General features: G+C 70.3%; 20 protein-coding genes. 10 read left to right on the top strand and 10 right to left on the bottom strand.

All coding sequences use genetic code 11. From position 1 onward, the window contains the following. Positions 1-437: 437 nt before the first annotated feature. On the bottom strand, positions 438-1310 hold the full coding sequence (locus C475_RS21300; RefSeq protein ID WP_006885985.1) for an amidohydrolase family protein: 873 nt from the start codon (positions 1308-1310) through the stop codon (positions 438-440). A 566-nt stretch (positions 1311-1876) separates the two neighbouring features. On the opposite strand from C475_RS21300, the gene C475_RS21295 reads away from it, so the two are divergent. Together C475_RS21295 and C475_RS21290 are read left to right on the top strand one after the other, a co-directional pair. Next, positions 1877-2542: an SOUL family heme-binding protein gene (locus C475_RS21295; protein WP_006885984.1), complete on the top strand. Its 666-nt coding sequence runs from the start codon at positions 1877-1879 to the stop codon at positions 2540-2542. A gap of 135 nt (positions 2543-2677) precedes the next feature. Further along, positions 2678-3931: a tyrosine-type recombinase/integrase gene (locus tag C475_RS21290; RefSeq protein WP_006885983.1), complete on the top strand. Its 1254-nt coding sequence runs from the start codon at positions 2678-2680 to the stop codon at positions 3929-3931. 23 nt (positions 3932-3954) lie between these two features. On the opposite strand, the gene C475_RS21285 is transcribed toward C475_RS21290, so the two are convergent. The 4 genes from C475_RS21285 to C475_RS21270 all read right to left on the bottom strand — a co-directional run bounded on the left by C475_RS21285 (position 3955) and on the right by C475_RS21270 (position 6990). Continuing rightward, entirely contained in the window at positions 3955-4860 is a 906-nt protein-coding gene (locus C475_RS21285) for a DUF6920 family protein (protein ID WP_006885982.1), read from the bottom strand. Then, the gene (locus C475_RS21280) at positions 4861-5520 is read right to left on the bottom strand and encodes a DUF998 domain-containing protein (RefSeq protein WP_006885981.1); all 660 of its coding nucleotides are present in this window, start codon (positions 5518-5520) and stop codon (positions 4861-4863) included. Positions 5521-5700: 180 nt separating this feature from the next. Further along, positions 5701-6195, bottom strand: a complete 495-nt coding sequence (locus C475_RS21275) for a pyridoxamine 5'-phosphate oxidase family protein (RefSeq protein WP_006885980.1) — start codon at positions 6193-6195, stop codon at positions 5701-5703. Positions 6196-6276: 81 nt separating this feature from the next. Beyond that, positions 6277-6990 (bottom strand): hypothetical protein, encoded by a 714-nt coding sequence (locus tag C475_RS21270; protein WP_006885979.1) that lies wholly within the window; start codon positions 6988-6990, stop codon positions 6277-6279. A gap of 385 nt (positions 6991-7375) precedes the next feature. Between C475_RS21270 and C475_RS21265 the strand changes: the two genes are divergently transcribed. Beyond that, entirely contained in the window at positions 7376-7597 is a 222-nt protein-coding gene (locus C475_RS21265) for a DUF1328 family protein (RefSeq protein ID WP_006885978.1), read from the top strand. A gap of 6 nt (positions 7598-7603) precedes the next feature. Here C475_RS21265 and C475_RS21260 read toward each other — a convergent pair whose 3' ends face one another. Together C475_RS21260 and C475_RS24125 are read right to left on the bottom strand one after the other, a co-directional pair. Further along, entirely contained in the window at positions 7604-7846 is a 243-nt protein-coding gene (locus C475_RS21260) for a hypothetical protein (RefSeq protein ID WP_006885977.1), read from the bottom strand. Positions 7847-7895: 49 nt separating this feature from the next. Next, positions 7896-8300 (bottom strand): CBS domain-containing protein, encoded by a 405-nt coding sequence (locus tag C475_RS24125; protein ID WP_006885976.1) that lies wholly within the window; start codon positions 8298-8300, stop codon positions 7896-7898. A gap of 739 nt (positions 8301-9039) precedes the next feature. On the opposite strand from C475_RS24125, the gene C475_RS21250 reads away from it, so the two are divergent. Beyond that, the gene (locus C475_RS21250) at positions 9040-9276 is read left to right on the top strand and encodes a DUF4187 domain-containing protein (RefSeq protein WP_006885975.1); all 237 of its coding nucleotides are present in this window, start codon (positions 9040-9042) and stop codon (positions 9274-9276) included. Between the two features lie 145 nt (positions 9277-9421). After that, positions 9422-9883 carry a hypothetical protein gene (locus C475_RS21245; RefSeq protein WP_006885974.1) on the top strand — a complete coding sequence of 154 codons (462 nt, stop codon included), beginning with the start codon at positions 9422-9424 and terminating at the stop codon, positions 9881-9883. 37 nt (positions 9884-9920) lie between these two features. Here C475_RS21245 and C475_RS21240 read toward each other — a convergent pair whose 3' ends face one another. Together C475_RS21240 and C475_RS21235 are read right to left on the bottom strand one after the other, a co-directional pair. Further along, positions 9921-10301, bottom strand: a complete 381-nt coding sequence (locus tag C475_RS21240; RefSeq protein WP_006885973.1) for a DUF4112 domain-containing protein — start codon at positions 10299-10301, stop codon at positions 9921-9923. Positions 10302-10391: 90 nt separating this feature from the next. Continuing rightward, a complete protein-coding gene (locus C475_RS21235; protein ID WP_006885972.1) occupies positions 10392-11090 on the bottom strand; it encodes a helix-turn-helix domain-containing protein in 699 nt (232 codons plus the stop codon). A gap of 285 nt (positions 11091-11375) precedes the next feature. On the opposite strand from C475_RS21235, the gene C475_RS21230 reads away from it, so the two are divergent. Further along, positions 11376-12602 (top strand): CBS domain-containing protein, encoded by a 1227-nt coding sequence (locus tag C475_RS21230; protein WP_006885971.1) that lies wholly within the window; start codon positions 11376-11378, stop codon positions 12600-12602. A 31-nt stretch (positions 12603-12633) separates the two neighbouring features. Then, positions 12634-12804, top strand: coding sequence for a DUF7535 family protein (locus C475_RS24120; protein WP_161625238.1), 171 nt, complete (start codon positions 12634-12636; stop codon positions 12802-12804). 18 nt (positions 12805-12822) lie between these two features. On the opposite strand, the gene C475_RS21225 is transcribed toward C475_RS24120, so the two are convergent. Next, positions 12823-13377: a uracil-DNA glycosylase gene (locus C475_RS21225; protein ID WP_006885970.1), complete on the bottom strand. Its 555-nt coding sequence runs from the start codon at positions 13375-13377 to the stop codon at positions 12823-12825. 150 nt (positions 13378-13527) lie between these two features. Here C475_RS21225 and C475_RS21220 point away from each other — a divergent pair, with 150 nt between their 5' ends. From C475_RS21220 to dps, 3 genes are all read left to right on the top strand, one after another. Beyond that, positions 13528-13971 (top strand): DUF5789 family protein, encoded by a 444-nt coding sequence (locus C475_RS21220; protein ID WP_006885969.1) that lies wholly within the window; start codon positions 13528-13530, stop codon positions 13969-13971. A gap of 2 nt (positions 13972-13973) precedes the next feature. Further along, positions 13974-14213 carry a hypothetical protein gene (locus C475_RS21215; protein WP_049931136.1) on the top strand — a complete coding sequence of 80 codons (240 nt, stop codon included), beginning with the start codon at positions 13974-13976 and terminating at the stop codon, positions 14211-14213. Positions 14214-14375: 162 nt separating this feature from the next. Further along, positions 14376-15077: a DNA starvation/stationary phase protection protein Dps gene (gene dps / locus C475_RS21210; RefSeq protein WP_006885967.1), complete on the top strand. Its 702-nt coding sequence runs from the start codon at positions 14376-14378 to the stop codon at positions 15075-15077. The last annotated feature ends 58 nt before the right edge of the window (positions 15078-15135 follow it).

Genomic DNA, 15135 nt, shown 5'->3' with positions numbered 1-15135 from the left:
TAGCGCTTCCGGTCATAGCGGAAAGCCGGGGATGCGGCGTGTATCCACGCTCTTGCGCTCTGATCGGTAGTACATCGAGTTCCCGCCAACAAATTACAGCCATAACACTGTAATCGCATCGCATCGATTTTTCCGGTACTCCCGGAAGCGTTGGCGGGATCGGAGTGCAGTCTGCGTGTTCGGTCGAGGACCGCCGGCGCTGGCGGGTGTGGGCGGCGGCGTGTTTCCGGCAGTGGCGGAATCTTTCCGGGAGCGCCGGAGACAGCTCGGTGGGCCGGAAACGAATCGATCGGCTCGAAGCGACTCGGTCGGCGCGAGGACCGTGATCGAGCATCTGGACGGGATGGATCGACGGGCGTCCGAGGAGGTGGTCGCGGGCGGCCGCTCACGGGCGGTTTCCGTCGGTCGTCTCGCTCCCCACGAACGGGGCGTGGCCGTCAGTCGAGGCCGACGTGCCGGCTGAACGACCGGCCGGTGAGCCAGGTCCGGTCGGCCTCCGAGAGCCCGTCGACGTGGCGGAGCCAGTGGCGGCTCTCGCCGTAGGTCGCCACGTCGCTGACGTTCGGATAGTCCGACCCCCAGACCACTCGCTCGCGCCCGAATCGGTCGAGGAGCCATCGGACGTGGTCGTGCATGTCCGCGTATGGGAACGTCTCGTCGGAGGCGTGGGAGGCCTCCGAGACCTTCACCGCGACGCCGTCGTACTCGGCGAGGTCGGCGAATCGAGCGAACGTCCCCTCGTCGGTCGGCGTCCCCGGACCGGCGTGGGCGAAGTGGTCGAACAGGTAGGTCAGCTCGGGATAGGCCTCGACGAGTTCGAGCGCCTGGTCCAGTTGGCCGTGGTCACAGAGGATCTGGACGGCCGCGTCCGTCTCGACGGCGGCCTCCCAGAACGCCCGCTCCTCGATAGCGTCGCGCAGCCACGTGGCGCTCGGGTCGAACGTCTCCCACATCCGATCGTACGGGCAGGCCGCCCCGAGGCGGACGCCGACGACCCCGTCGACGGCCATGCACTCGCGCAGGTGAGCGGCGGCGTCCTCGGCGAACGGGTCGACCATCACGACCCCGTAGAGGCGGTCGTGCTCGGCCGCGACCGCCCGGGTGTAGTAGTTGTCCGTCCACTCGGGCAACGGGTAGCCGACGACGACCGCCTCGTCGACCCCGGCCCGGTCCATGTCGCCGAGCAACCGCTCGGCCGTGTAGACCGTGTGTACGTCGAACTCGCCGACCGCCTCCAAGAGCGGGCCGTTGACCCACGGGTGGTCGGCGCTCGCCGGCCCCCACGCGTGGGTATGCGTATCGAGTACCATACCCGTCCGAGCGGCGGCGCCGTAGTAAAGCTTGCCCGGCCGGCGGGCGATCTGCCCGGACCATCGACCCCGCTCTGCCGGCGGAAGGATAGGTCGGAGACAGATTAAATCGCTGTTCAGTATCGGATTCAGACATAGATCGGATCGTGACGGTCGGGATACTGGAACGACCGCGGTGACGGTATCCGTCCCGGTCGGCGGACACTGACCGGGATCTCGCGGGCCTACCGGTTCGAACGGACGAAAGGGCCCGACGATTCGTCGGCCCCAGACGGATCGGCGACAACGGGACCCCATCGCGTTTTCAGGCCATTCAGAGCGCCTATCAGCTATTCTCGTTTCGAGAGCGACGCGCTGGCCGCCGGACGAACCCCTCGGAATCGATTTGAATCGGCGTTCGAATAGACAAGCGTTTGCGAGAAATGAGTTGTCGAATATTTCTGAGAGGTCCGGGCGGACCCAGAGTCGGTTCCGTCCAAGCCCGCCGCGGGAGACGCGACCGTGAGAGAGCGATCACTTGCACGGCCCAGCGACGCGGTTATCGCCGTTCGCACCCTACGGGGAGCATGGTTCGCATCCGAACGGTCGCGGGCGGGTTGGCCGGACTGGCGGTAGCCGCGGGCGCCTGGACGCTGTACCAGCGGTCGACGACCGACACCGTCCCGTACACGACGGTCGCCCGTATCGACGACGCGGAGCTGCGTCGGTACCCGGCTTCGGTCGCCGTCGAGACTGTCGCGCCCTCCAGAAACGAGGCGTTCCGGCGGCTTTTCCGGTACATCTCGGGCGCCAACGAGGGCGACGCGGAGATCGCGATGACCGCTCCCGTCGAGGTGGCCGACGGCGACGCAGCGAGCACGGGCGAGCGGGCGGCCCGCGGTGGCGGCGGTCGGAAGATCCCCATGACCGCGCCCGTCGAGACCGTCGAGACTGAGGCGGGCGTCCGGATGGCGTTTTTCCTCCCGACGGAGTACGACCACGAGTCCGCGCCGCGGCCGACCGACGGCTCGGTCGAACTGGTCGCGATCCCCGAGCGGACGCTCGCTGTCCGGCGGTTCCGCTGGCGGCCCACGGACAAACGGATCGACCGCGAGGCCGGCCGACTCACGGCGTCGCTGGAGCGAGCGGGCGTCGCGACCGTCGGCGACCCGTTCTACATGGGCTACGACGGACCGGGCACCCTCCCGGTGCTCCGGCGCAACGAGGTCGCGGTCGTCGTCGACGCGGACTAGTCACGACCAAGTTTCAAGTCCCCGAGCGCCCTCCCTCCGGGAGATGACAGGACGACGGACGCGGGACGCTCGCGCGGACCCCCGAAGCGGCGGTTCCGAGAGGCGACCGACCCGGGGACGACGAGGGGGCGAACAGTGACCGCCCGCGGGGAGTCGACGCCGCTCGTCGAGACGTTCGAGCGATACCTCCAGGACAAGGGGAAAGGTCGCGGCGGCGAGGGCGGCAACTACCGGCGCAACGCCGCGCGGGAACTCGACCGCTTCGCCGCGTGGGCGGCGGGCGACGGCGGGAGCGACGACTGGAAGGGACTCGCCGAGGGGACCGACCGCGACCCGACTTTCGCCGATCTGGACGAACGGGTGTTCCGCGAGTACGCGCGCCACCTCGCGGGCGACCGCGGGTTGAAGGGGAACACGGTGCGGACCTACTACGCCTACGTCTCGGCGTGGTGCGGCTGGTGCGTCAACGAGGGGTACCTCGCCGTCCACTACGCCCAGCGGGCCAGCGCGACGGCACCGCTCCCGGCCGACGACGGGCGCAAGCCCGGTGACCAGCAGGCGTGGTCGCCCGAGCAGCGCCACGAACTCACCCGCCACGTCGACGAGCGGGCGCGCGAGGCGATCGAGGCGTTCGCCGACCGCCGGAGCGACGGCGACGGTGGTGACGAGAGCGGGCAGGACCCGCTCGACCGCCAGCGGGCCCGCTACGAGGCGCTGCGAGCCGCCAGGGACCGCGCGCTCGTCGTCGTCCTCGCGTACACGGCCGTCCGCGTCGGCGAACTGCTCCGGGACCCCGACGACCCCCGACGGCGGGGCGTCCGCTGGGGCGAGATCGACCTCGACGACGGGAGCATGGAGGTCTACCGGAAGAAACAGCAGTGGGACGCCGCGAGCCTCCCCGACCCCGTGGTCGCGCCGCTGCGGAACTACCGCCGGCTCGTCGACCCGCCGGACGACCGCTGGCCCGTCTTCCCCACCCTCGACCGGCGGACGCTCGGGGCGCTCGTGGAAGAAGCGCTGGCCGACAGGGGCCACCGGCCAGAAGATATCGAGGCCCACAGGGACGAGCACGCCCGGGACCTCCTGCTGGCGCTGGACGCGGACGTTCGCCCGCCGTCTCTGACGACCGACGGCGCCCGGTCGATCCTGCGGCGGCTCACCGACGCGGCCGGCGTCTCGGTCGACCACGCGAAACACGACTACCTCGCGCCCCACGGCGGCCGCCGCGGCATGGGCGAGGTACTCGTCCGCTCGTTCGGCTACACGGTCGCCGCTCGCTATCTCGACAACTCCGAGGAGATGGTTCGCGAACGGTACTCCCACATCGAGGCCGGCGAACTCGGCGACCTGGCGACCGACGCGCTGGAGGAAATCGACGGGAACGCCTGACGCGGGCCGGCCGCCGCGACTCCTCAGGGCTCGTACTCGACCGCCGTGATCTGCGCGCGCCAGTAGGGAAACGGACCGTCGGCGGTCACCCACTCGACGGACGCCTCCGTCGGGACACGCATCCCGTCGACCCACCGGTATCGGCCGAACCGGCCGGTCCAGGGGGCGTAGTCGTCGGTCTCCCGGCGGTACCGTTCGTCGACGGTGACCCGGTCGACGAGCCCGTCCCCGTCGAAGTGGAAGACGACCGAAGCGGTCGTGGCGCGGTCGTCGAGCGTCGCGCGGGCCGATCGGTCGTCGACGGTGGTCCACTCGACGCCCGCGGCCGGCAGCAACGCAGTCGGGAACCACACCGCCTCGGCGAGATACCGGAGCAGTTCCCCCTCGTCCAGCGCCGGCCCCGGGTCGGCCTCGGCCACCGGGACCGTCGAGTAGACGAGCGCGCGCAGCGACCCCTCGCCGCGCTCGTAGGCGTCGACGACGCGCGCGGGGACCAGCGGCGCCATCGCAATCGTCGCGTCCCACACGAACCCCGGCGGGTCGACCGCGTAGTGCTGGGTCGCCCGCATCGGCTTCCACGACCCCGAAGAGCCGCCGAGTCGGAACTCGCCGCGCTGTTCGAGTCGCGCCGTGCGGACGTGCGACCGGCCCTCGGTGACGGTGGCGTCGAAGTAGCGACGGACCGGCGCCGGCAGGTCGGCGTAGTCGCCGCGTCGAACCTCGTCGGTCGGGGCGTGTGCGGCGCTCAGGAGTGCATCGACGCGTCGCGTCGTCGCGCGGTCGAGGCGGACTCGGGCGGCCGCGACGGCGGCGACGCCGGCCAGGGCGAGCGCGAGTGCCAGCGTACGGGCGGGATTCGAGCGCAGCCAGCGAATGCGCGTGGAACCCCCACGAGCCTCCCCGCCGGCGTCGGACGGTGTCCCGTCCATTCACTCGACCCGGGCGTCGGCCGTCGCCGCGCCGTCGGCGGTCCCGAGGAGGTACCCGCCTACCGCGACGAGCCAGAGCATGACGGGATAGACGATCATCCGCTCGGTCCCGCCGTGGCCGATGGGGCCGAACGCGGCCACGGTTCCCGCGTCACCGATCGCCATCAACACCACGAAAACCAGCCCGAGACCGCCCGCGAGGAGCGAGCCGGCGCGCGGGACGCCGCGGAGGACCGCCGCGCTCCCGACCGCCTCCAGGTTCATGAACAGGAAGGCGACGAGCGCGAACAGGCCGTGGAGGCCGCCGCTGTCGAGGGGGAACAGGCCGGTCCCGACCGCGCCGAGTCCCGCGAGGGCGAACAGCGCCAGCAGCCAGCGCCGGCCGTGGCTCCGGTAGAAGAAGTACCCGCCCGCTGCGTTGAGCAGGCCGGCGACCACGACCGAGACGTTGAATAGCAGCGCGGTCTCCGGGAACACGCCGAGGTCGCTGATCGCCGCCGCGCCGAAGTCGTACCCCGGGACCATCGCCGCCGCGAGCATGATCGCGGTCAGGAACTGCGCGCCGAGCACGGCGAAACACGCCCCCGCGATCGTCCTGCTGTCGTACTCGTGTCCGAAGATCGTCGCTCGCTCACCGCCGTGGGCCGTTACCTGACTCATTTCTCGTTCACCACCGACTAGTCGGTTCGCTCACAGTATAAAGCGAGCAGTACGTTCTCGGGTTCCGAGAGGAGGGCGGCGGAAACGGCGCGAGTAACGGCGACGTACCGCGGACCGCTCGCCGGCCAGTCCGCGGACGGGCCGCCGATCTGTCGACAGGCCGACCGGCGTGTCGCCCCCTCAGCTCCCGCCGTCGCCCGCCTGCACGTCGAACCCCTCCGGGAGTCCGGCGTGTCTGAGCCCGGCCCGCTCGTCGATGGCGAACCGGTAGAGGCTGGTGTCGCCCCGCTCGCCGACCGCGCCCAGCAGGTCGGGCTGCCACGGGAGGTGGGTCTCCTCGCCGAGCGTCTCGGCCGTCGACGGCGAGACGCGCTCGATCGACCCGGTGAGCAGGACGCTGCGCCAGTTGAACGCCGTCTCGGCGCTGTAGACGAGAAAGCGCGCGCTCTCGGCGCGGTCGCTCAGGTCCCGTTTACGGCTCTCGCCGCCCCCGACGTACAGCAGGTAGAGGCCGTCCGGGTCGTCGAACGCGAACGACAGCGGTCGCATCGCGGGCGCGCCGCCCTCCTCCCCGGGGAGGCCCAGAACCCCGACGCGCTGGCTCGACAGGAACGACGCGATCGCTTCGTCGTCCATCCGCTCGGCGCCGTGCTCGGTGAGGTCGTCGACGGTCATACACGGATCTACACGGTCCGATCGAATAACACGTTCGGGGGTTCCTGCGGGCCGGGAACCGACCCGCCGGAACGACGGTCGTCACCCGCTCAGACGGTCGACGAGCGGATCGAAGTGGCCGAGGCCGACGACGGCGACCACGTCGCTCCCCCGGCTGAACTCGCGGAGTCGGTCGGCCATGTGCGCCTCGCGCGTCTCCGAGCGGATCCGCGAGGCGGGGGGCTTCTCGAAGGCGTCGAGGACGGCCGTCGCCGCATCGGCCTGGCGGCGCTCGTCCTCGGCCTGTCGCTCCGGCGGGTCGGAAGGGGCGACGTCGTACTCGGTCCGCGACCCGACGGTCGGCGCCCTCGCCGTCCGCCGCGCGACCGCCGCCGCGAGTCGGCAGGCAACCGCCGTTCGAGTCACGGAGGCGACGCCGCGCAGCGACCGCGTGACGGTCCCGACCCCCGACCTGTCGCGGACGAACCGCGCCGCGAGCTCGCGACAGAACCGCCGCGACGGGCCGTCGATCCCGACGACGCGGTCGGTCTCCGCGGCGCGGATCGCGGCGCTCATCTCCCCGCCGAAGCTGAGCGGGTCCGTCCCGCGGGCCGCGTGAGCCTCGTACAGCCCCACCGCCAGCGGCGGGAGTTCGAGCGCGAGCACGTCTGGCGAGCGTCGCTCGACCACGTACGACACCCGCGTCACGCTCGCGGGGTGGTCGTGGACCACCCCGACCAGCGTCACCGCTCCGCCCGCCAGCGTCGTCTGATACTCCGATGCCAGTCCCGGGTCGGCGCGCGAGTCGTCGGTCATGGTCTCTCGTCAGTTCGGTAGCGTCGCCGTACTATCGGAAAGGCGAACGTAATACTGTTGCGATTCACATCATCGGAGTTGAAGTACCGAGATATTGATCGCGTTTCTTTATTCTATAGATAGATACCAGTTATTTCGGTATGGTCGTCGAAAACGTTCTTTCAGTAAGCGAATAGTTACGTATAGAGTTTGTATACGTGGTCAAACTTCGGATACTTGGGAGGTGAGTGTGGGCCATCGAGGGCTGACGGGGCGTGCGTCGCGACGGGCACGACCGACGGGGTGAGACCGCGCCGGCTGCCCGAATCGGACGATAGCAGTGTGTTACGGCTGATATCGGCTCTATTACAAAGAGGCTGACGCGAGTAGCCTGTCGTGAAGACTCATGTACGGACTCACTGGAGTCGGCACAACGGCGGTCGGGACCGTAACGCTACCCCTCCAATTTTTCACGGGGAACTTCATCACGTTGGCCATCGGTTTCTTCCTGCTCGCCATCGTCGCGGCGCTCCTCGGCGCTCGCGGCGTCGCGGGGCTGAGCATGGAGATCGCGAAGTGGCTGGTGCTGATCTTCCTCGTGCTGGCGGTCGTCTCGCTGGTCCTGTGATGGCGGTCACTCCAGGGTTCGCGTGACGGCTCGCCGGCGAAACGTCGCGAGCTGATAGCGCGTCACCAGCGCGGAGTAGAGGACAGTGACCGCCACGACGGCGGCGAGCAGTGGGAGGTGCGACCCGTGGACGAACGCGTTCGTCACCTGCGCGGCGCCGACGAGGAGCGGTCCGAAGGTGAAGAGGGCGGTCCGGAACGGCGTCGCACGGCACATCTGCCGGAACGACGGCTGCTCTCGCGTGGCCATTAGGGACGGCTTTCGAACCGACGTATATAACTACTTCGGTCGCCCCGGCTCAGAGCCGGGGCGACTGCTCGCGGACCGTGCTCGCGATCTTGTCGAGTTCGTTCGCAAGCAGGACCAGCGCGTCGTCGAGCGTGACGATCCCCTGGAGGCGACCGTCGTCGTCGACCACCGGGAGCCGCCGGATCCCCTCGTCGTTCATCAGCTGTAGCGCCTCGAAGATCGTCGTCGAGGCGTCGACGGTGATCAGCTTCCCGTCGGTCAGCTCCTCGGCCGATCGGTCGGCGACGTTGGGTTGGTCCTCCAGTGCGAGCGCGATCGTTCGGTCAGTGAGGACCCCGACCGGCTGGCGGTCATCGACGACGACCACCGAGCCCACGTCGCTGTCGCTCATCTTCGCCACCGCCGTCCGGACGGGCGTGTCGCGCTGGACGGTGACCACGTCCTCGGCGACCACGTCGTCGACGGTGACCGGTCTGAGAAGCGCCCGTCCACGCCGGGTCCGCTGCTGAGGAGTTACCTGCGGACGTGGCCCCGGGGACGGCTGCTGTGGTGTCGCGCCCGGCCCGGCCGCTCCCTGAAGGGGCCGTGGCTGCTGTGAGACCGCGCCCTGGACCGACTGTCGCTGCGGGGCGGTCCCGGGCGTCGGCTGAGCCTGCTGGCCCCCGCTCGCCCGGGGTTGTTGCTGCGGAGCGCCGACGCCTTGCTGGGACTGGTACTGCGGTGTCGGCCCACCGGGCTGGTTCCCCGGCGCCTGCGGCTGCTGGGACTGTGGCTGCTGGGGTTGGGGCTGGCCGTGCGGTTGCGCGGTCGGTACTCCCTGGGGGGTCCCCGGCGGTCGCTGTTCAGTGCCTCGCTGCTGTCGAGTCCGCGGATCTGACGGGTCGCGGCCCTGATTCGGTGACATAGTAGACAGTCGGCGCGGACGCTCGGCTCGCCGGCCGACGGGAAGCCGTCCGCTCGGCCGCCCAATAAACCTTGGAGACCGTCCGTGACTGGCCCGTCGCGACCCCGCGCTCGCCGGCCCCGTCCGGACGTGCTTACCGTCGGGTACGCCGTCGAAACCCACCGACACAGACAGGTCAGCGGCCTGCCAGGGGAGTCGCTTATGCCGGTCGATCCCCTACCTACCTCGACCGGTGATCACCGCCCGAACGGGGGCGGACCGCCGGCCGTCCACCGTGGGATCGAGAAACATGAGCACCCACAACAACGCAGTCAGATCCGTCGCACCGTCCTACCCCGACGCCGAACCGGTCGGACCCCATCTCGTCGTCGACAAGACCGAGTGGGTCCCCGGCCGCCACCCCGAGTCACACCGCGGGTTCGCCGACCAGCGCGGCTACCGGGAGTCGTACTACCGCTGTGTCCGCTGCGGCGCCGAGCGCCTCACCAGGGACGACCTCCCGGAGGAGTGTCCCGGCCCGCGCTGACCGCCGCCCGGGCCCCGTCCGGGTCGACGCGGGTGTCGGACCGTTCGGCCGTTAGGCACCGGCAAACGGTCGAATCATCACGCTATTTTAAACGCCTCGGCGGGGTAGTCCCTCCGTCAGCACGCTTCGCGGCTGGCGACCACTCATGAGTTCCGACGACAGCGACACAGACCGCGGTGACGCCGAGGCGAGTCGGTCCGGAACCGACGACGAGGGCGGCGGCCAGCCCCGAGACCCCGAGACCGGGCAGTTCCTGTCGAAGGACGAGCGGGACGCCGCCGCGACCGACGACGATGGAGCGGGGGCGTCGGAGCCAGACCGGGACGACACCGCGACGGACCGGGACTCGCCTCGCGCCAGTTCCGGCTCGCGGCGGTCCGAGCCCGCCAGCCCGCCGGATCCGCCGCTCCGCATCACGCACGTTCCGATCGGGAGCGGCGCCGTTCCGCCGCAGGACCGAGCGGCGTCTACTCCGTCCGAGCCCGTGTTGCCGCCGTCGCTCCATCTCGTGCCGATGCAGGTGCAGCACACGGGGAAGGTCGTTCGCGTGGAGCACTCCACTGGTCCGCCCGTCCCGCTCGGCCGGAGGCCACGGCAACCGCGCTGACCGATCGGTCGGAGCGAGGGGGAGCCGGCGAGTGCAGTCAGGCCGACTCGACGTGGGACTCGATGACGGCGACGTTGCGCTTGTTGTTCTTCCAGACGGCGTCGACGAGCGTGCCGACGATCGGGATCGACCCGACCGCCAGGTCGACGCCGACCCGACCGAGCATCCAGACGAGCTTCCGTTTCGGTACGCCGATCCGGACGCCCGCGTAGACGATGTACAGCGAGACGACCGCGGCGATCACGTCGCCGGAGATGGGCGCGATCCCCAGCAGCGGGTCGAGCCCGACACGGTACCCCACCACCGGGACCCGCACCGATTCGTCGAGCAGCGTTGCCACCGACCGGGCGCGTTCGAGCGGCGCCGCCTCTGGGGCGTCCGTCGTCTGTGTAGTCGATCCGCGGAGGACGTTTGCCATGGGTCCAGTTGGGGCCGAGACCGATTAGCTGTTGTCCCGGCCCTCGCGGCGTCGCCGGACGGCCTCGGACGGGTCGAACGGGGCGGAGCCTCAGTCGGCTTCGTGACGGATACGCGGCGACACGTCGTGGTCGCGGCGGTGGATCTTGTGGTACAGGGCGTTGGTGATGACCGTCTCGTGGGCGCGGCGCAGCCGCTCGGAGAGCGCCTGGTGGGACACGTCGAAGTGCTCGGCGAGTTCCTCCTGATTGACCGTCCGGGGCACCTCGTAGTAGCCCGCCTCGTAGGCGTCGACCAGCGTCTCGTACTGCCGTTCGGTCAGTCCGAGGTGGCCGTACTCCGAGGCCTCCGAGAGGCGGTTGATCCGTTCGAGCTCCAGGTCGATCCCGAAGTCCTCGCAAAAGTCGCGGGTGGCCGAGACCAGCTCGTGGTCGGGGAAGAATATCTGGAGGTGCCAGGTGCCGTCGCGGCCGCAGGCGTCGAGAACCGTCGCGTTCTCCTCGGCGACGATCGAGACGAGCACCCGCACCCTGGCGGCCCAGTCGACGCGAAACAGCGCCTCGCCGTCGAACTCCGAGAGTATCTCGACGGACTCGGTCGTCGGGTCGTTCGCCAGCGCGTCGTGGACGCGGTCGGTGTCCTCGCAGCCGGCCCAGAGGAACGGCATCACGTGCTCCGAGCCGTGTGCGACCAGTCGCACCATGCGGATCTCGGTCGCCGGGACCGCCGAGAGCGTCTCCGCGAGCGCGAACTGGTCGGCCGGGACTGTCGCCTCGACGATAGTGCTCATCGGGTAGGCATTCGCAGGCACCCGCAAAAGAACACGGCGCCTACGCTGTCGCCGTTCGAACGACCCGATCCGCCCGACAGTCCCGTGGTTCACGCTCGATCTCCCACCGGCGATAAGCCCGACTTACCGACGGCGTCGGCCCGGGACGAGCCGCCCCCGACCGTCCCGAGCGGTCGGCGAGCGGGCGACCGACTGCCGAGCGCCGGGGTCGGGCGAGGCCGGACCCGGAGCCGCTGGCGACTGCAAGCCGGCGGGCTATCGGGAGAGCGCCCGAATCGCCCACGGATGGACATCTCGGAGGCCGTCACGACCGACTACCGCGAGTTCGACCCCGAAACACCGGTGTCGAAGCTACTCGGCGCCTTCCAGACCCACCGCGACCCCGCCGTCGTGGTCACCGACGACGGCGGGATCGTCGGCGTCGTCACGCGGAAGGCGCTCGTCAGCTCCCGGCACGACCCCGACGAGAAGGCCCGGTCGGTCATGCGCGAGGACGTGCCGAGCGTCGACCGCCGCGACGACGTCCGCGAGGTCGCCCGCCGCATGGTCGAGAGCGAGTTCCCGCTCGTCCCGGTGTACGACGGCGAGGTCTTCGAGGGCGTCGCGACCGACGAGAGCGTCGCCGCCGCGACCGAGCCGTTCCTCGACGCGCTGGACGTGAGCGACGTGTACACCCGCGACCTGCGGGCGGTCGACCCCGAGACCACCGTCGGCGAGGTGATCCATCGACTACGCGTCGACGGCATCTCCCGCGTGCCCGTCGTCGACGACGGCGACGCGGTCGGCATGGTGAGCTACTTCGACCTGCTGGAGTTCGCGGTCCGCGAGACCGACCGCCAGCAGGGCGGATCGGTCGGCGGCTTCGGTCGAGGCGGCGCGAGTTCGACCGACGCCGAGCGCGCCGACCAGGGTTACGGTGAGCGCGCCGGCGTCGGACATCGCCTGCTCGACATCCCCGCCCGCGACGTGATGAACGAGCCGGTGGCGACGACCGGGCCGACGGCGGGGCTCGACGACGCCGTCGGCAGGATGCGCGAGGACGACTACTCGTCGCTGGTCGTCGAGGTCCCCGCCGAGGGCGTCGACGGCGTCGTCACGCTGACCGACGTGTTGCGGTCGCTCACCTGGACGCCCGACGACGGGACGCGCCTGCAGGTGTTCGGGGCGCGCTATCTCACCACTACGACCCGCGAGGAGGTGTCCGACCTCATCGACGGGGTAGCGAGGAAGTTCGACGAGATGCACGTCATCGAGGCGTACGTCGTCCTCCACAAACACAAGGAGCGCCAGCGCGGGTCGCCGCTCATTCGAGCGACGATCCGACTGTTCACCGACCGCGGTCGCTTCTCCGGCACCGGCGAGGAGTACGGTGACGCCCCCGCGATCCGGAGCGCGCGCGACCACCTCGAACGCGCGGTGTTGGACGAGAAGAGCCGAACGATGGGCGAGCGCCGCGGCCAGCGGTCCCCCGAAGACGCCGAGCGGCTGCTCGGCTGGTGGCTCGAAGCCTGACGGCCGGCGATCACACACTCACTACTCACCCATGGACACAGTCTCACAGATGCGCGGTCTGCACCCGAACGGCGAGATGGCTATCATCGGCTACCTCATCGGGGCGACGATCGCGATCGCCGTACTCCCGTTGGTGCCGTTCATCCTCCTGTACCTGCTGATCGACCGACTGACCGGCGTCGGTAGCGACCGCGGCCGCTGACCGGGCGCCGGTTCGCGCTCACGCCTCCTCGGCGATCTCCCGGGCCACCCGCAGGTCGCGTTCGAGCATCGGTCCCACGCCGTCGTCGTAGAACGTCGCCGCGGGGTGGTACGTCGGGAGGACCGGCTGGCCGTCGACCTCGTAGGTCTCGTCGCGCAGGTCTCCCACGGGTTCGTCGGTGTCGAGGACGGCGCCGCTCGCGACCGCACCGAGCGTCACGACGACCGCCGGGTCGACGCGGTCCAGCTCCGCGTCCAGGAGCGGTTTCCAGGCGCGGCGCTCGTCGGCCGTCGGGTCGCGGTTCTCCGGCGGACGGGCCTTCACGAGGTTCGTCACGTAGATCGTCTCGCGGTCGATCCCGGTCGTCTCCAGCAGGCTGTCGAGGCGGCCGCCGGCGCGTCCGACGAACGGCCGACCCTCCGCGACCTCCGTGGCGCCGGGCGCCTCGCCGACGAAGACGATTTCGGCGTCGAGCGGTCCCGCGGCGGGGACGAACCGCTCCTCGTCGACGAACTCCTCGGGGACCGCGGCGAGTTCGTCGGCGAACGCCTCCTCGAAGTCGAGCGCGGACACGACGGCGATCGGGCGCGGACGGTGAACGGGCTTTCGCCGGCGATGGCTGGGAGGCGGCGTCCCGAGCGGCGCCGACCTCGCGGAGCGCCCCATCGCACCGTGGCGAGTCCCGGGACCAGACCTTTCCGCGTCGCCCGGCTACGTCCCCCGATGTCAGACGACGGCGATTCGTACGACCCCGACCCGGAGCGAGTCCAGGAGAGCGCGGTCGAACGACGCCGCGAGCGCGACGAGATAGTCGAGGACGAACTCGGTCGCGTCGGCGACATGCTCGGGGAAGCGAAGTACCCGACCACATCGGAGGAGCTGGCCGTCGAGTACGGCGACCAGCGGATCGACATGGCCAACGAGACGGAGTCGCTCGGCTCCGTGTTCGACCGTCTCGTCGACGAGCGTTTCGACTCGGCCGCGGAAGCTCGCGAAGCGATCTACAACGAACTGACCGGCGAGGCCGCCGGTCCGGAGGAGTACAACGACGAGCGGGCGCTCGGCTCGCTCGACGACGACGAGCGCGACGGCGGCGTCCGCCGCGAGGGGACGACCCCGGCCGACCCGCGGGCCGACCCCGGCGGCGACGCTGGAGGCCAGGAGTGACGATGCGCGACCGGGTCACCGAGTCGGACGTGGGCAAGCCGGTCGTCCACGACGGCGAGCGGGTCGGGAAGATCGTCGACCACGAGAACGGGACCGCGTTCGTCGACCCCAACCCGGGGGTCGCGGAGACGGTCGCGGCGAAGGTCGGGCTCGAAGACCACGGCAAGGAGGCGTTCCCGCTCCAGCGCGAACTCGTCGACGGGGTCGGCGACGAGGAGATCCGGCTCGAAACGGAGCTGTGACTCGTCGGGGTCGTCAGGGCGCTTCGGTGCCGGTCGCCGCCGCGGCCCCGTGGTCTTCGATGCGGTCGGCTTCGGGGCGGGCGGCTTCGAGGAGAGCCGACTTGCGTATCCACGGTCAATCTTGATGCGGCCACCCCGCAAACCGCCGCCCGGAGCCAAGCCATGAGTCAACGCTACGAGTCCGGCGCGAACCAGCAGCCGTCGGGACAGCGCAGCCAGATCGAGACCGGACAGACGGGGACCGGAGCGATTGGAGGCGGACGGATGGAGGGCGGACAGGCGGGACAGGGCGCCCCGACCGCTCCGGTCGACCGGCTGTTCCCGACACGGAGCTACCTCCCCGAGTCGGTCAGGGCGTCGAGCATCGCCGTCCTCAACCAGACGCTCGCCGACCTCTCGGCGGTCACCATGCAGCTCAAGTCGGCCCACTGGAACGTGAAGGGCCAGGAGTTCTACCAGCTCCACGAGCTGTTCGAGGACCTGATCGAGGAGTTCGACGAGTACATCGACGAGGTGGCCGAGCGAGCCAGCGCGCTCGGCGGCCGCCCGCCGGGGACGGCCCGCGAGGTCGCGGCGAACACGACGATCCCTCAGCTCCCCCGCGAGACCGTCGAGGGGATGGCACTGGTTTCCGAGCTGGCCGACCGGCTAGCTATCCTCGACGCGAACCTCTACGAGCAACTGGAACTCGTCACGGCGCAGAACGACCTCGACACCGCCGACCTCGTCAACGAGGTCTCGCGGGTGGTCGCCAAGTCGCTGTGGTTCCTCGAAGCCCACCTGCAGAGCCGGCCGGCCGCCGCAGGCGGTCAGTCCCCACAGTTCGCCGCCCTATCGGGGAACTCCCAGGCCGGCAGCCAGTAACCGCGGACGGGCGTTCGGGCTCGACGCGACCGCCTCGGCCCGCCCGCCGTTCGAGCGT

It is taken from the genome of Halosimplex carlsbadense 2-9-1 (assembly GCF_000337455.1).
GTDB lineage: Archaea > Halobacteriota > Halobacteria > Halobacteriales > Haloarculaceae > Halosimplex > Halosimplex carlsbadense.
The sequence above is the reverse complement of the archived record's forward strand: the minus strand, read 5'-3'. Positions and strand labels throughout refer to the sequence as shown.

Coding starts and splice junctions, on each gene's coding strand:
- C475_RS21300 (WP_006885985.1), bottom strand. CDS start 1,310: ATGGTACTCGATACGCATACCCACGCGTGGGGGCCGGCGAGCGCCGAC.
- C475_RS21295 (WP_006885984.1), top strand. CDS start 1,877: ATGGTTCGCATCCGAACGGTCGCGGGCGGGTTGGCCGGACTGGCGGTA.
- C475_RS21285 (WP_006885982.1), bottom strand. CDS start 4,860: ATGGACGGGACACCGTCCGACGCCGGCGGGGAGGCTCGTGGGGGTTCC.
- C475_RS21280 (WP_006885981.1), bottom strand. CDS start 5,520: ATGAGTCAGGTAACGGCCCACGGCGGTGAGCGAGCGACGATCTTCGGA.
- C475_RS21275 (WP_006885980.1), bottom strand. CDS start 6,195: ATGACCGTCGACGACCTCACCGAGCACGGCGCCGAGCGGATGGACGAC.
- C475_RS21270 (WP_006885979.1), bottom strand. CDS start 6,990: ATGACCGACGACTCGCGCGCCGACCCGGGACTGGCATCGGAGTATCAG.
- C475_RS21265 (WP_006885978.1), top strand. CDS start 7,376: ATGTACGGACTCACTGGAGTCGGCACAACGGCGGTCGGGACCGTAACG.
- C475_RS21260 (WP_006885977.1), bottom strand. CDS start 7,846: ATGGCCACGCGAGAGCAGCCGTCGTTCCGGCAGATGTGCCGTGCGACG.
- C475_RS21250 (WP_006885975.1), top strand. CDS start 9,040: ATGAGCACCCACAACAACGCAGTCAGATCCGTCGCACCGTCCTACCCC.
- C475_RS21245 (WP_006885974.1), top strand. CDS start 9,422: ATGAGTTCCGACGACAGCGACACAGACCGCGGTGACGCCGAGGCGAGT.
- C475_RS21240 (WP_006885973.1), bottom strand. CDS start 10,301: ATGGCAAACGTCCTCCGCGGATCGACTACACAGACGACGGACGCCCCA.
- C475_RS21235 (WP_006885972.1), bottom strand. CDS start 11,090: ATGAGCACTATCGTCGAGGCGACAGTCCCGGCCGACCAGTTCGCGCTC.
- C475_RS21230 (WP_006885971.1), top strand. CDS start 11,376: ATGGACATCTCGGAGGCCGTCACGACCGACTACCGCGAGTTCGACCCC.
- C475_RS24120 (WP_161625238.1), top strand. CDS start 12,634: ATGGACACAGTCTCACAGATGCGCGGTCTGCACCCGAACGGCGAGATG.
- C475_RS21220 (WP_006885969.1), top strand. CDS start 13,528: ATGTCAGACGACGGCGATTCGTACGACCCCGACCCGGAGCGAGTCCAG.
- C475_RS21215 (WP_049931136.1), top strand. CDS start 13,974: ATGCGCGACCGGGTCACCGAGTCGGACGTGGGCAAGCCGGTCGTCCAC.
- dps (WP_006885967.1), top strand. CDS start 14,376: ATGAGTCAACGCTACGAGTCCGGCGCGAACCAGCAGCCGTCGGGACAG.